Source organism: Pseudomonas sp. DR208, assembly GCF_019823005.1.
GTDB lineage: Bacteria > Pseudomonadota > Gammaproteobacteria > Pseudomonadales > Pseudomonadaceae > Aquipseudomonas > Aquipseudomonas extremorientalis.
The window spans coordinates 3,449,528-3,462,823 of the sequence record NZ_CP081944.1; the positions used below are offsets into that span (position 1 = coordinate 3,449,528).

Genomic DNA, 13,296 nt, shown 5'->3' on the forward strand with positions numbered 1-13,296 from the left:
ACAAAGCACCGCCACACTTGTGCATTGGACCGGCGTCAGCAGCCGTGCCAACTGGCAGCATGGGCGTCATAAAAACTGGAGAAAGCCCATGAAGATCATCATCGCCCCCGACTCGTTCAAGGACAGCCTGAGTGCCGAAGGCGTCGCCCAGGCGATTGCCGAAGGGCTGGCACAGGTGTGGCCCGATGCCGAGTTGGTCCAATGCCCAATGGCGGACGGTGGTGAAGGCACAGTGGATGCGGTGCTCGCGGCGTGCAAAGGCCAATTGCGCCACCACGTCGTGCATGGCCCACTTGGCACCGCGGTTGAAGCACACTGGGGCTGGTTGGCCGACAGCCACACGGCGATCATCGAAATGGCCGAGGCCAGCGGCCTGCAGTTGGTGCCGCCGGGCCAGCGCGACGCATGCACCACCACCACCCATGGCACTGGCGAACTGATCCGTGCGGCACTGGATGCCGGCGCTGAGCGCATCATCCTGGCGATTGGCGGCAGTGCCACCAACGATGGCGGTGCCGGCGCGATGCAGGCGCTCGGTGTGCAGCTGTTCGACGCCGAAGACCAACCGCTGGCACCCGGTGGCCTGGCCCTGGCCCGCCTGGCGCGGATCAGCCTGGAACACCTCGACCCACGCCTGGCGCAGGTATGCTTTGAAATCGCCGCAGACGTGAACAATCCGCTGTGCGGCCCCCACGGCGCCTCGGCGATTTTCGGCCCGCAAAAAGGCGCGAATCCCGAGCAAGTCCAACAACTCGACGCCGCCCTTGGCCGCTTCGCCGATCACTGCGCCAAGGTGCTATCCAAGGATGTACGCGATGAACCCGGCAGCGGCGCCGCAGGTGGCTTGGGCTTTGCGGCCAAGGCCTTTTTCGGCGCGCAGTTCCGCGCTGGCGTAGAGGTAGTGGCCGAACTGGTCGGCCTGGACGCCGCCGTACGCGGCGCCGACCTGGTGATCACCGGCGAAGGCCGTTTCGACGCCCAGACCCTGCGCGGCAAAACCCCGTTCGGTGTGGCGCGCATCGCCCGGCAACACAAGGTGCCCGTTATCGTGATCGCCGGCACCTTGGGCGATGGCTACGAGCAGATGTATGCCCATGGCGTGGATGCGGCATTTGCCTTGCCCTCAGGACCCATGACTTTGGAACAGGCCTGCGCTGAGGCGCCGCGCCTGCTCAGTGAACGGGCAGCCGATGTTGCGCGGCTGTGGCGCACCGCAGGCAAGCACTGACGGACAAGCCCGAACATGGGACAATCCGCGCCTTTTCGACACGGAGAGTCCCCATGCTGCGTCCCGCATTCCTGGCCCTGTTGCTCACCGGCGCCACTGTCCCGGTCTTCGCCCAACCATCCTCCGAAACCGTACCGCTGCTGCGCGAGATCAAGCAGTGGGTGGTCGGTTGCGACAACCTGCGCAATTGTCACGCCCTCAGCGCGCCCAGCGGCGTGGATGAGGAGGACTACAGCTCGCTGACCTTGCACATCTGGCATCAGGCCGGTCCGCAAGGGTATCCGCGTCTGCGCTTTGATCATCGAGGTCAAGACGTAGACCTTTCCACCTTGCTGCTGGACGGCCAGCCCCTGGGCCAGGAACTGACGCGGGAATTGCACGTTGAGCTGGATGACCAGGGCGGTGATCCCGAGGTGCAGTCGTACGGGGTGATTGATGACGCAGCGACGCGGCGCTGGTTGCAGCGTCTGCGCAATGGACAGCGCCTGCAGTTGCCAGGCGAGGGCGCCGCGCACGTATCGCTGAGCGGGTTGAGTGCTTCGCTGCTGTTGATGGATGCAGTACAGGGACGCGTGGACAACGTGACGGCCCTGGCTCGACCTGGCAAGGGCGCGGCCAGCGAGGTGCCACCACGGGCGCCAACGCCGATATTGCGCAAGTTTACGCCAGCGCCGCCGTTGACCGCGCAGGAGCAGGCCGGGTTGGTGGCGGCTGCATTGCAGGCCGTCACGCCGGAAGAGGGTGAGCCCGAGGCAAAAGCCGGTGCCCTGACGGCACGCCAGGCAATGACCGTGACACGTTATGACTGTGCGGCCTACAACTGCGAGTTCAATGTCAGCAGCCGTGAGCGGCAGGCGCCCTACACCGAGACGCTGATGGACCTGCAGCCGCTGCCTCTGGAAGACGCCGCGCTGCAAGGCTCGGTCGGCTATGACGAGGCTTCCGGCACACTGAGTTACTTCTACAAGCAGCGTGGCATCGGTGATTGCGGCGGCGGGGCCTCCTGGGTGTTCGACGGCAAGCGCTTCCAGCTCAGCGAGTTCCACCGGATGCCGCGTTGCACCGGGGTCGGTTACGGTGACTGGCCGTCGCTGTGGTCAACCGTGCCAGCCCCCTAGCCATCGGCTCAATGTCGCCCCTACACTGGCCGGCCACGTGTCTTTCAAAGGATGAAACACCATGCACACGCCTGAACCCCCTATCGTGATCCAGCGCTTCACCGAGGCCCACCTTGAAGGCGTCGCTGCGCTCTACAACGAACCGGCCGTGTGCCGTCAGGTGCTGCAAATGCCTTTCCAGTCGGTCGAGATGTGGCGCAAACGCCTGGTGATGGACAACGAGCGGCGGCTGCAACTGGTGGCGTTGCATGGCGGTGAGGTGGTCGGCCAGCTGGGCCTGGAACAGTACCTGCGCGTGCGCCAGGCCCATGTCGGTACGTTCGGCATGGGCGTGGCAACGGCGTGGCAGGGCAAGGGCGTCGGTTCGCGGCTGCTGACGGCCGCGTTGGACGTGGCCGACAACTGGATGAACCTGCACCGCGTGGAACTCACGGTGTACGCCGACAACGAAGCGGCGCAGCGGCTGTACCGCAAGTTCGGCTTTGCGGTCGAAGGCGTATTGCGTGATTACGCCCTGCGTGACGGCCAGTTTGTCGACACGGTGAGCATGGCGCGTCTGCGCAACTCCGCTTAGTCCTGTATAGCGAATACCACCGTCGTCGGAGTGAGGCAGGCCTGCCTGACAACGGTGGCGTTTGCCTTGTTAGTGTTCACACTAAAAATCATAAAACCACATTGAAAGTTCCCGAGATCTTACACGTGCTTTCGATATCGGGGTCGGCTGTACGGAATGTGAAATCTTTAAACTCACCCTTGAACTGTGTTCCGTTGTTACTGACTGTCAGGATGAAAAATTGAAATTCATCAGCACCGAAAATCTGGTCGATATTAGTCGCTCCCCAGTATGTAATTGAGTACGCAGCGCCAGTCCATACGGTGTGGGTACCGTCAACCTGGTCGTCTCTAAAAACAAGTATCATCCTTCGCGCCAACGCACCGTTATCCAGCATATCCGCCCTTAGGATATGTTTGAAATAGAGATGGTCAGAGTGAAAAACCTGCGTACTATGGAAGGGATCGTGTGGAGGCGGCGGGACGACATCCGTGATAATCGCGTTGAACTCACCCGTCGCATTCTTTGCGAGGGTAGTTGGCAAAATAATCATAGCGAGTTCTCCCTGGTTAATATGAAGGTGGTGCGTCGCTAGTGTTGGTTCATTCTGCCTAACCGTAAACTGTCAGTTCTAACAGGGTGTGTGCAGTCGACACCGTGAGCCGACGCGCCTGCACAAGTCGGCCTAGTCCAGGGCAAACGCCACCGCAGCCTGCGCATGCAGCTCGGTGGTGTCCAGTAATGGCAGGTCGCTGTGTTCAGGCTTGATCAGCAAACCGATTTCCGTGCAACCGAGGATAATCGCCTGGGCGCCACGTGCGGCCAGGGACTCGATGACGCCTTGGTAGACCTTGCGTGACGCTTCGCTGATCACGCCGACGCATAATTCTTCATAGATGATCCGGTGCACGGCCTGACGCTCGTTGGCCTCGGGCACCAGCACGGTCAGGCCCTGGGCGGCCAGGCGCGACTTGAGGAAATCCTGTTCCATGGTAAACGCAGTGCCGAGCAGGCCGACCGTCAGCGTACCGGCCTTCACGGCAGCCGCACCCGCCGCATCGGCGATGTGCAGGAAGGGGATCGACACCGCCGCCTCGATACGTGGCGCCACCAAATGCATGGTGTTGGTACACAGCACCACACAGTCGGCGCCGCCGGCTTGCAGACGGCGCGCGGCGTCTTCGAGGATCAGCGCGGTGCCATCCCAGCGCCCGGCATGTTGCGCCTGTTCCACCGGGCCGAAGTCCACGCTGTACATCAACAGTTGTGCCGAGCGCAGCGGGCCGAGCTGGTCGCGCACGCGCTGGTTGATGATGCGGTAGTACTCGGCGCTGGACTCCCAGCTCATGCCGCCGATAAGGCCGATGGTGCGCATGCGATGCTCCTGGCAAGGAAAGTCGCTTCACCTTACCCATCGGCTATTGATTAGTCATACGCAGTTGCCCGCGAAATGACCGGTGCAGTTTCACATGTCCAGGCTGGTCCAGCCGGGCTTGGCCTCATCCAGTGCCACTGCGTGCACCCGCTTGCCGGTCGCCAACTCCACACGCCGCGCCACTTGCGGGTCATCGGCAAAGGGCATCAGGCTGGCGTCGTCCAGGCTCTTGTCCGATTGACCGCGCAAGCAATACTCCACCGCGCCATACAGGCATACCACCATCAACAGGCCCCACATTTCAGGCGATCCGCGCATCAAGCTGCGCTATTTGCAGATCCGCGATGCGCACCGTGCGCCAGGTGTTGTAGGCCATCAGCAGCATGCCGGTCAGAAAGAACACACCACCGGCAAACCGCACCACAAACCCCGGGTGGCTGGCCTGCAAGGCTTCGACAAACGAATAGGTCAGGGTGCCATCATCGTTGACCGCCCGCCACATCAAGCCCTGGGTGATGCCGTTGACCCACATGGACGCGATGTAGAGCACGGTGCCGATGGTGGCCAGCCAGAAGTGCAGGTTGATCAGCCCCACGCTGTGCATCTGCTCGCGGCCGAACACGTTGGGAATCATGTGGTACAGCGAACCGAAAGTGATCATCGCCACCCAACCCAGGGCTCCGGCGTGTACGTGGCCGATGGTCCAGTCGGTGTAGTGGGAGAGGGCGTTGACGGTCTTGATCGCCATCATCGGGCCTTCGAATGTCGACATGCCGTAGAACGCCAGGGACAGCACCAGAAAGCGCAGGATCGGGTCGGTGCGCAACTGATGCCAGGCACCGGACAAGGTCATCATGCCGTTGATCATGCCGCCCCAGCTAGGCGCCAGCAGGATCAGCGACATGGCCATGCCCAGCGACTGCGCCCAGTCGGGCAGGGCGGTGTAGTGCAAATGGTGCGGACCGGCCCAGATATACAGGGTGATCAACGCCCAGAAGTGCACGATGGATAAGCGATAAGAGTACACCGGGCGTCCGACTTGTTTCGGCACGAAGTAATACATCATCCCCAGGAAACCGGTGGTCAGGAAAAACCCTACGGCGTTATGCCCGTACCACCATTGCACCATGGCATCGGTCGCCCCGGAATACACCGGATAGGACTTGAACCAATCCACAGGGATCGCCAGGTGGTTGACCACATGCAGCATGGCGATCACCAGTATGAACGCGCCGAAGAACCAGTTGCCCACGTAGATGTGCCGGGTTTGGCGTCGCACCACAGTGGTGAAAAACACTATGGCATACGCCACCCAGACCACCGCCATCCACACCGCGCCGGAGAGTTCGATCTCGGCGTACTCCTTGGTGGTGGTGTAACCCAGCGGCAGGCTGACCAGCATGATCACGATCACCGACTGCCAACCCCAAAAGGTAAACGCCGCCAGGCGGTCGGAAAACAGCCGTACCTGGCAGGTACGCTGTACCGCGTAATAGCTGGCGGCGAACTGCGCGCTGCCGGCAAAACCGAAAATCACCAGGCTGGTGTGCAGGGGGCGTAGGCGGCCAAAGGTGGTCCATGGCAAATCCAGGTTCATCTGCGGCCAGACCAGTTGCGAGGCGATCCACACGCCCATGGCCATGCCCACCACGCCCCAGGCAATAGTGGCGATAACGAATTGACGGACGACTTTATAGTTATAGGCCTGTCCGATTGTTGCGCTGCTCATGCTCAGTCCTCCCACGGTTCCAAGTGGCGGCACTGTAGGAAGCATGGGTAAAACAAAACAGGCTCAGAAAAACCTCATTGTTGCGGATCAGTTTTTAGCCGTACGTCGAATGGCTGCATCTGCCATGATCAGGCTTCGCAACCAGGCTCACCCAAGGAACGCCGCAATGGACGATGTACAGCAACTGGGCGAGATGCTTCGTCATTACGCCGACAGCGAAGCGCACAAGAAGCAACAGTTCGACGTGCAGTCGGCCCGTTGGACGCAGAAGCTCGATGAGCTGTTCGGGCAGATCGAGCAGTGGCTTGAGCCGGTGAAGACGGTGGGGTTGCTTGAAGTCCACCGTGAAGCTTATGTAGCCAGCGGCCCGAGCGTGCCAATGGAGACCTCGACATTCAAGACCGAGAAACTGACCGTGCAGATCACCGGCAAACCGGTGGAGTTCGTGCCGGATGTAATGGGCGCGGGCGGCTTGATCTCCGTGTCGGTCATGGGCCTGACCGCGGCGCGCCACGGCAGTGTGTCGCTGGTATTGCCCGCGGATAAGAACGACTGGTTGTGGAAGAAAACCAATGGCCTCAAAGATCCGGACACCTTTGGTTTCGACGCCAACTTCCTGGCCTCGCAGTTGCAAAGCCTGATCCCCCGCGAACGCAGCTGAAACGTCGAATGATGGGAACAGGGTTATTTTGCCAGGATTGGCTATACCTACAGCTCAGTGTTCCAACGTCGACCGCCAGGGAGTTCAAACATGACACTTAGGCATTTGCTCTGCACGTTGTGCATCGCTTCGCTCGGGCTGGCGGGGTGTGCCAGCAAGATCACCGCGCCGGATGAGTATTCCGGCTTTCTCTCGGACTACAGCCGGCTCAAGGAAGCCAAGTCTCCATCGGGGGCCGAGGTGATGCGCTGGGTCGATCCCGAGCTGGATCTGAGCCGCTATCACGCGGTGTACGTCGAACCGACCCAGTTCTACCCTAAGCCCCAGGCCACCGCGAAAATTCCGCTAACCACCCTCAACGGCATCAACACCTACTACAACCAGGCACTCAAGCGTGAGCTGGAAAAATCCCTGCCCCTGGCCAATGCGCCAGGTCCAGGCGTGATCGTGGTGCGTGCAGCAATCACCGCCGTGAGCAGCAAGACCGAAGGCCTCAAACCCTATGAGTATATTCCGGTGGCCTTCGTCGTGGCGGCGGTAAGCACCGGCACCGGGATCCGTGATCAGGAAACCACCCTGGGCACCGAGGCGCAGTTCCTCGATGGCGCCAATCGCAAGGTGCTCGCCCAGGTGGTGCGCAAAGGCACAGGCAAGCCGCTGTCCAACGATTCGCAGGTGATGAAGGCCGATGACGTGAAAAGCGTGATTGATGGCTGGGCGTCGGACCTGCATCAGTCGTACGTGAAACTTACCCGCTAGAACGTGCGAGAAGGTGAGGGCTGCGGTGCCCTCACCCTTGTTGCGACCGGGTACGTGGCGTTACTTGAGCGGCGTCAACGGCGGCAGCTTCCATTGGCCGTTACCCACCTCAGGCTTGGGCAGGTAAATGCGCAATACCGCGTAGAACGGACCGGGGGGCGCCGGCAACCAGTTGCTTTGCTCGGCTTTCGGCGGCTCGTGGTGCTGCAGGGCCAGTGTCAGGCCGCCATCGGCGTCACGCTTGAGCGTGGGCAGCATCCGTGAATTGATCAGGTAGCGCTTCTTGTGGTTGGGCACCAAAAGCTTGGTCTTGGCGTCGTACATGGTCAGCGACCAGAACGCATCGGCCGGCGGCAGTTGGTCCTTGGCAAAGTGCACGGTGTAGCTGTGTCGTGCGCCGTTGGCAGGCTTGCCTTCGCTGTCGACGAAGTAGCTCATGTAGGCGGCTTCGTCGGCGGAATTGCCGAAAATGCCCAGGTTGGCGCCAGCATAGCGGTACAGGTAATTGTTGTTCAGGTGGTCGCGGCTGCCGAACAGATCACCGCTGGAGACCTGGTGAGTGTCCACTTTGTCTTTCTTGAACGCGGCAAATTCGGCATGGGCGTCGGCAATGCCTTCATCCAGAGCCTTGCGCTGTTCGGCGGTCAACTCTTTGACCTTGAACGGCGCGCCCGGGGCGATTCCGATCTTGGCAAACCGGGCCAGCAGGTCTTTTTCGCTGTCCTGCGGCGCGGCGAAGGCCAGCATGAAGTTCAGGTAGCGAAACAGTTGCGGGCCTTCGGTCATGGTCGCCGTGGGCTTTGGCCATTCGACCTTGGGCGCCTTGGCTGGCGCGGGTTGTTTCACGTAGCTGCTCAGTGGCTGCACTTTGTAGCCGGCCTGGATCTGCTTGACCTTGCCCAGGTCTTTTTCATCAAACAACTGCGTCCGGTACAGGGCGTAGGCGATAGTGCTTTCGCTGTAGATCACGCGGTCGACATTCACCGGCTGCTGACCCTTCCAGTCGGGGCCGGCGATCATGTAGTGGCCGCCGTTGTTACCGGTGCTGCGGGTGCCCAGGTAAGCGAAGTTCTGCGTATAAAGGTCGATCAACTGCACCGAGTAGTAGCGGTCGTCTTCGATCTTGGGCAGGGTCAGCACCAGCGGTTCGCGGCGCAGGTCCATCCAGACGAACGAGTAGGGCGTGTCGGCGTTGGGCGTGACGAAGGCCGTGTCCTTGGGCGTGAGCACCTGCGCGGTATTGCCGATCTGGTTGAACGGTGCCTTGAAGTTGGCACCGCCCTTGTCAACGGCCTGGGTATAGAGCGTCTTGTACATGTCCACCACCGGAAACCCATACAGGTAGGCTTCCTTGGCAATGGCCCGGGCTTCGGCCGGGGTTGCCGTGAAGTCGGCCCAGGCGCCGGTACTCATGAGTATCGAGAGGCTCGCCAACAGCAGGCGCGTCGGTTTTCCAATCATGTTGTTGCGTCCTTCCTGAGTGCGTGTTGTAGGGGCGCGCGCTGAATAGCGCGGGAACGCGCTGAGTTTCCGATTTTATTCACCGAAGGTCACGTTAATCTCTGAGCGCCTGACGCGAAAATGCCGCCCATATAGGCGGCACCGGGTACAGGTCGGAATTAACGTGAGGGCAGCATCGATTTGACCTTGTCGCGTAATTGATCGATCGAGAACGGCTTGGCGATCACGTGCATGCCAGTCGGCACGTCGATGTTTTCCGCATAACCGCTGGCGAACAGGATCGGCAGGTCCGCACGCAGTTCGCGCACTTTGGTGGCAAGTTGCTTGCCATCCATGTCCGGCAAACCGACGTCGGTCATCATCAGGTCGATCACCTGGTCGGTGTTTCGCACCAGTGCCAGCGCTTCTTCAGCATCGCCGGCCTCCAGTACGTTGAATTCCAACTCCTCCAGGACATCGACGATGAGCATGCGCACGATGGCATCGTCTTCGACGACAAGGATGGTGGAGGCGGTGACGGACATAAAAAATTCCCGAGAGTGAAAAGGATTGGCCGTGAGCGGTGCAAAGACCATCCTCTAATGAGTCGCGGCGATCTCGGCAAGTTCCCTCACCGACGCCGGTATTGTGCCGGTGTTGCAACAGAATGTCCCGCATGAGTCTGCGGTGGAGTTTCTGACGTCTCGCCGAGTGCTAGCTGCCGACGGTGTTCATCAGGTTTCTTCAGTCGTCAAACCGCGTTGCAAGGCCAGTTCCTGAAGTTCAGCGACAGTCAATCCTTATCAATGTCTTGCGTTGACGTGCAGCCACCATCCTTGTCGTCGAAGACGATGCCACCCAAGTTATTCCAAGGGTTACGCAGGCGGCAAAGGTCCGGTTGCAATGGGCGCGTTATAGAGTTCTTCGATGTCGGAGCGGAAAACACTGTTTTTTTTCTGCCAGTCGTCATTGTGATCAAACACGATGAACTCCAGACTGTTTTGATCGGTCCCGTGGGTTCTATATTGCGGTACCAGTTTCCTGTCATTGAACAACCTTGTCAGGCCCCCCTGCATGGCGTCTGCGCTGGAGAAGGTCGCATAGCCAAAGTTCGGGTCATAAAAATAGAAAACCTTCTTGTCGCCGTTGACTTTGACTCCAGCCGCCATGGCATGGCCGGGAGAGTCAATCATGATTGATTTTGAAACCGTGGAGTCACTCAGCTCTTTCACCATATTTTGATAAGTCAGTTGGCGAGTGGTCATACTGGCATGGAACGCTGTTTTACTGCCGACCTGAAGTTGCAGCTTCCTCAGCTTTTTCATGAACATGATCGACGCAGCGTCCTTGGGTAAAGCCGCAGCCCGATACATGTTACGGATTAACTCAAGTTCCTTTCCTTCCTCCACCGCCGTTGCCATGACTCGGGCGAGTGCGGCGCATTCTCCGTCAGACAGTTGCTTTGTCAGCGAGAAATAAAGAACTTGTGGTATCGGTGTCACAGTACCGAAACGCGGTTCCAGATTGTCGATAAAGCGGGCGCTGCCGATACGGCCCAGTTCGTATGCAAGATCATCGTATCGCCTGACCAGAATACCGACCTGCTCTGCGGTCAAGCTTTTATCCGAGCCCCGTATTATCAGATCCGCAATGCTTGAGGACTTGGAGATCCCCTTGATACTTCGCAGATCTCCAGCGTTGTACCCCGCTTCGAAGGCGGACGCTTCCGGGCCGGTTCTATGGCGTACGACCGATGATGTCCATCTCTTGAAAGTGTCCTCATCAATCGTTTTAGCCGAATCCCCCGATGTCGCCCATTTGCCCATGTTTTGCGCCTCCATGTGCGCGGAGGGTACAAAGTTCTCCAGCGGGGAGCCATAGGGTTGTCGGGTCGTTGGGTTGTAGGCATACCATTGGTCGTTGATGAGGACCGCCTGGCTTTCAAGAATATCGTCCTTGCGTGTGAATGTGCCTATCGAGGCGGCGTCGAAATGACGACTTGCCGCGATCAGGTCGGGGCGCGCTTTTATGCCGCTCATGCGTTTGAGGCCGGTGCTCACTGCGTTTGCGCCTTTCCAGACGCCCACTGCCAAGTCGCCCACGCCGTCCAGGGGGTTGAGCGCACTGATGGTTGCCGTTCCGATGACTTTGGCTGAGCGTGCCACCTTGGTGGCCGCGGAAACGCCAGAGCCCGCGATCTTGACCACCTTGCCGCCGATCCCGGCACCGGCCGTCACGATGCCGAACAGGTCAATGGCCAGGTCGAACAAGCCTGCACCGATATCGCCTTTACGAAAATTATTGATCGCCGAGCGAAAGGGGATCAGGTCCAGGATAAACCCGGTGACGGCTTCACCGCGCCTGTAATTGCTGTCGGCAGTAGTAAGGCCGCGAGCCTCTTGCTTGATTGCATCGTCATCCAGATCGACATGTTGCACGAATGCGTTGGCGATCAGGCCGGTGCGCTCTGAGCCGAAGCTGTTCGGCGGGCGTTGATTCGGGCGCTTTTGCTCTGCGCGGCGCGTGGCATCGTCCCCGGTGGGGGTGAAGGCTTTTGTGTCGTGCACAACGTTCGCCTCGCGGTGGCTGCGAGGGGTTGCCCGCGATGAATCGACTGCGTCTATCGTGCCCCTGTTAAAGCTGATCGCGTACACCTTGGTTATCCCGTTGCGCTCGACTCGAACCAGCAGTTCTTCATTTTTCGGGCGCGGCGTAGAGCCGGTAAACCCTGGCCCCAAGGTGTGTGAATGTTCCTGGAAGAAGCTGATCTTGCCGTACTCGAGATCTTCCCGGACCTCCAGGGGCGCCTGGCTGATCAAGTGTTTGATGTAGGTGTTGATCGCAGCCTTTTTTTCTTGAATGGCGTGGGTGAACAGCGGTTCAAAAGCGTCGGCTACCCCGAAATGCGGTGTGGCGGTCAAGGCGGCCAATGGAACACGTACGTCGTTCGAGGTAAACACCAGATCGACTTGCGGCAACTTCATCATGGCGATGTCCAGCATCGAATGAGGCCCGACCTCGACCGTTCGATAACCAACGTCGCCACTCGCCGTGGTTTCCCTGCGGCTGATGTGAATCAGCTTCTGATCGAACAGGGCTTCTTGCCCGGGGAAACGTTTTTTCAGTTCGATCAGGGCCATCTCTTTACGCGACGGAATGTCTGCGTCCAGTGCTTGGTTCGCGGTACTGGTCAGCACTTTGCGTGTGTTGAACTCAAGGAGCAGGGTATCAAGTTCGTCAGCGCTGTAGAGATGATCATCTTTCTTGGGCAGTACCCCATTGATCACCCCCCAATCCACCAGGGCTTCACGTTGCGCACGCTGGGTCAAGGCCGGGTCCGCCGCGATGACGCTGGAAGCCGCCAGCATGACTTCGGCAAAGGTCATGTTCGCGACTTTGCCAGGGGTGAGTCCTTCAATAATGGCGGCGATTATCGACACCTCCGCCCACGCTGGGCTGCCGTAGGTAACGGAGGCTGGAATATCCTTGATCCCAAAGGCGGCTACGCGACTAGGCAGCAGTACACTCGAAGCGACGCCTGCCATGGCCGCGCTGGTCCTTTTTTCGGTGACCAGATGCTGTTCGAACGATTTGAGCACTGTGGACATCGGCTTGCCCCAGTGCTTGTCACTCATCATATCGAAGCCTGCGACCATATTGCGGCGTGTTTGCGTGATGGACTCCGGGTCCAGTTGCAAGATGACGGCGGCGAGCAGGTAGTCCATCGTGCTGCTGTCGGTGGCGACACCTCGCATGGTTTTCTGCAGCGTTTCGCCGAGCAATTGTCCTTCGGGTGAACTGAGCAGCGCGTCCCGTGCTGTGGCCGGGTCCTTCAGCGCCCCGGTGGGAAGCGCTGTGCGGCTGCGCAAGAACTCCAGTAACAGGCCATTGGTCTGCATCACGAGCGGATACTGCCCGTGGGGATCGCCATGGTTCATGGTAATGAGGCGAATGCGTCGTTTGTCATCTGCGCTCGGCGGGACGAGCCAGGACAGCGCGCCGGTCATATTGCCCAAAGGATGCACCTGGCCGCGGTCGGTGACGGCGGCCGCGAGACCGGTGAGCGCAAAGTGACTGTCGGGCAGTGGCAAGCCGAGGCTACTGATGAATGCTTCAAGGGGGACGCGGTTGCCGGCGTCCTGGGGGGAGCGCGTATCGGGATGAATCACCATTGATGTTGCGTTCAGCGCTGCCAATATCGCAGGAGCCGATGCGTTCTCGCCAAGTTGCTTGGCCAGTTTATTCAGTGCAATACCCAGGGTGATCAGGTTCTGTTTGTCGGCCAGGGCGCTCTTGAGATCAGGCTTTTTACTGTTTGCCACGGCGGTGGACGTGGACGTGTGTGGGTTATCAGTCATCAGGGGGGGAGGCGTCGGGGTTACGCGTGGCCGGGGTTGAACGGAAATTGCCATCTGTGAGCACCTGTATTGGAA

General features: G+C 59.8%; 12 protein-coding genes. 5 read left to right on the forward strand and 7 right to left on the reverse strand.

Annotated elements, in window-relative coordinates:
* Positions 1-88: 88 nt before the first annotated feature.
* From K5K89_RS15880 to K5K89_RS15890, 3 genes are all read left to right on the forward strand, one after another.
* Positions 89-1,228 (forward strand): glycerate kinase, encoded by a 1,140-nt coding sequence (locus tag K5K89_RS15880; RefSeq protein WP_222539750.1) that lies wholly within the window; start codon positions 89-91, stop codon positions 1,226-1,228.
* Positions 1,229-1,281: 53 nt separating this feature from the next.
* Entirely contained in the window at positions 1,282-2,346 is a 1,065-nt protein-coding gene (locus K5K89_RS15885) for a DUF1176 domain-containing protein (protein ID WP_222539751.1), read from the forward strand.
* Positions 2,347-2,407: 61 nt separating this feature from the next.
* On the forward strand, positions 2,408-2,920 hold the full coding sequence (locus K5K89_RS15890; protein WP_222539752.1) for a GNAT family N-acetyltransferase: 513 nt from the start codon (positions 2,408-2,410) through the stop codon (positions 2,918-2,920).
* An 88-nt stretch (positions 2,921-3,008) separates the two neighbouring features.
* Here the strand turns inward: K5K89_RS15890 and K5K89_RS15895 are convergent, their stop codons facing one another.
* The 4 genes from K5K89_RS15895 to ccoN all read right to left on the reverse strand — a co-directional run bounded on the left by K5K89_RS15895 (position 3,009) and on the right by ccoN (position 6,003).
* A complete protein-coding gene (locus tag K5K89_RS15895) occupies positions 3,009-3,452 on the reverse strand; it encodes a hypothetical protein (RefSeq protein WP_222539753.1) in 444 nt (147 codons plus the stop codon).
* 132 nt (positions 3,453-3,584) lie between these two features.
* On the reverse strand, positions 3,585-4,274 hold the full coding sequence (locus K5K89_RS15900) for an aspartate/glutamate racemase family protein (RefSeq protein WP_222539754.1): 690 nt from the start codon (positions 4,272-4,274) through the stop codon (positions 3,585-3,587).
* Between the two features lie 90 nt (positions 4,275-4,364).
* Entirely contained in the window at positions 4,365-4,574 is a 210-nt protein-coding gene (locus K5K89_RS15905; RefSeq protein WP_071488279.1) for a cbb3-type cytochrome c oxidase subunit 3, read from the reverse strand.
* Position 4,575: 1 nt separating this feature from the next.
* Positions 4,576-6,003, reverse strand: coding sequence for a cytochrome-c oxidase, cbb3-type subunit I (gene ccoN / locus K5K89_RS15910; RefSeq protein ID WP_222539755.1), 1,428 nt, complete (start codon positions 6,001-6,003; stop codon positions 4,576-4,578).
* A gap of 166 nt (positions 6,004-6,169) precedes the next feature.
* Here ccoN and K5K89_RS15915 point away from each other — a divergent pair, with 166 nt between their 5' ends.
* The gene (locus tag K5K89_RS15915) at positions 6,170-6,664 is read left to right on the forward strand and encodes a hypothetical protein (RefSeq protein ID WP_222539756.1); all 495 of its coding nucleotides are present in this window, start codon (positions 6,170-6,172) and stop codon (positions 6,662-6,664) included.
* Between the two features lie 90 nt (positions 6,665-6,754).
* Complete coding sequence (locus K5K89_RS15920; RefSeq protein ID WP_222539757.1) at positions 6,755-7,423, forward strand: DUF3313 domain-containing protein; 669 nt, start codon at positions 6,755-6,757, stop codon at positions 7,421-7,423.
* Between the two features lie 60 nt (positions 7,424-7,483).
* Here the strand turns inward: K5K89_RS15920 and K5K89_RS15925 are convergent, their stop codons facing one another.
* The 3 genes from K5K89_RS15925 to K5K89_RS15935 all read right to left on the reverse strand — a co-directional run bounded on the left by K5K89_RS15925 (position 7,484) and on the right by K5K89_RS15935 (position 13,275).
* Positions 7,484-8,884, reverse strand: a complete 1,401-nt coding sequence (locus K5K89_RS15925) for a DUF1254 domain-containing protein (RefSeq protein WP_222539758.1) — start codon at positions 8,882-8,884, stop codon at positions 7,484-7,486.
* 158 nt (positions 8,885-9,042) lie between these two features.
* Positions 9,043-9,408 carry a response regulator gene (locus K5K89_RS15930; protein WP_222539759.1) on the reverse strand — a complete coding sequence of 122 codons (366 nt, stop codon included), beginning with the start codon at positions 9,406-9,408 and terminating at the stop codon, positions 9,043-9,045.
* Between the two features lie 330 nt (positions 9,409-9,738).
* A complete protein-coding gene (locus K5K89_RS15935) occupies positions 9,739-13,275 on the reverse strand; it encodes a YopT-type cysteine protease domain-containing protein (protein WP_222539760.1) in 3,537 nt (1,178 codons plus the stop codon).
* Between the last annotated feature and the right edge of the window lie 21 nt (positions 13,276-13,296).

Bases quoted from the DNA above. Each gene is read 5' to 3' on its own strand.
- K5K89_RS15900 (WP_222539754.1), bottom strand. From the start codon at position 4,274: ATGCGCACCATCGGCCTTATCGGCGGCATGAGCTGGGAGTCCAGCGCC.
- K5K89_RS15880 (WP_222539750.1), top strand. From the start codon at position 89: ATGAAGATCATCATCGCCCCCGACTCGTTCAAGGACAGCCTGAGTGCC.
- K5K89_RS15915 (WP_222539756.1), top strand. From the start codon at position 6,170: ATGGACGATGTACAGCAACTGGGCGAGATGCTTCGTCATTACGCCGAC.
- K5K89_RS15930 (WP_222539759.1), bottom strand. From the start codon at position 9,408: ATGTCCGTCACCGCCTCCACCATCCTTGTCGTCGAAGACGATGCCATC.
- K5K89_RS15895 (WP_222539753.1), bottom strand. From the start codon at position 3,452: ATGATTATTTTGCCAACTACCCTCGCAAAGAATGCGACGGGTGAGTTC.
- K5K89_RS15885 (WP_222539751.1), top strand. From the start codon at position 1,282: ATGCTGCGTCCCGCATTCCTGGCCCTGTTGCTCACCGGCGCCACTGTC.
- K5K89_RS15925 (WP_222539758.1), bottom strand. From the start codon at position 8,884: ATGATTGGAAAACCGACGCGCCTGCTGTTGGCGAGCCTCTCGATACTC.
- K5K89_RS15935 (WP_222539760.1), bottom strand. From the start codon at position 13,275: ATGGCAATTTCCGTTCAACCCCGGCCACGCGTAACCCCGACGCCTCCC.
- K5K89_RS15905 (WP_071488279.1), bottom strand. From the start codon at position 4,574: ATGTGGGGCCTGTTGATGGTGGTATGCCTGTATGGCGCGGTGGAGTAT.
- ccoN (WP_222539755.1), bottom strand. From the start codon at position 6,003: ATGAGCAGCGCAACAATCGGACAGGCCTATAACTATAAAGTCGTCCGT.
- K5K89_RS15920 (WP_222539757.1), top strand. From the start codon at position 6,755: ATGACACTTAGGCATTTGCTCTGCACGTTGTGCATCGCTTCGCTCGGG.
- K5K89_RS15890 (WP_222539752.1), top strand. From the start codon at position 2,408: ATGCACACGCCTGAACCCCCTATCGTGATCCAGCGCTTCACCGAGGCC.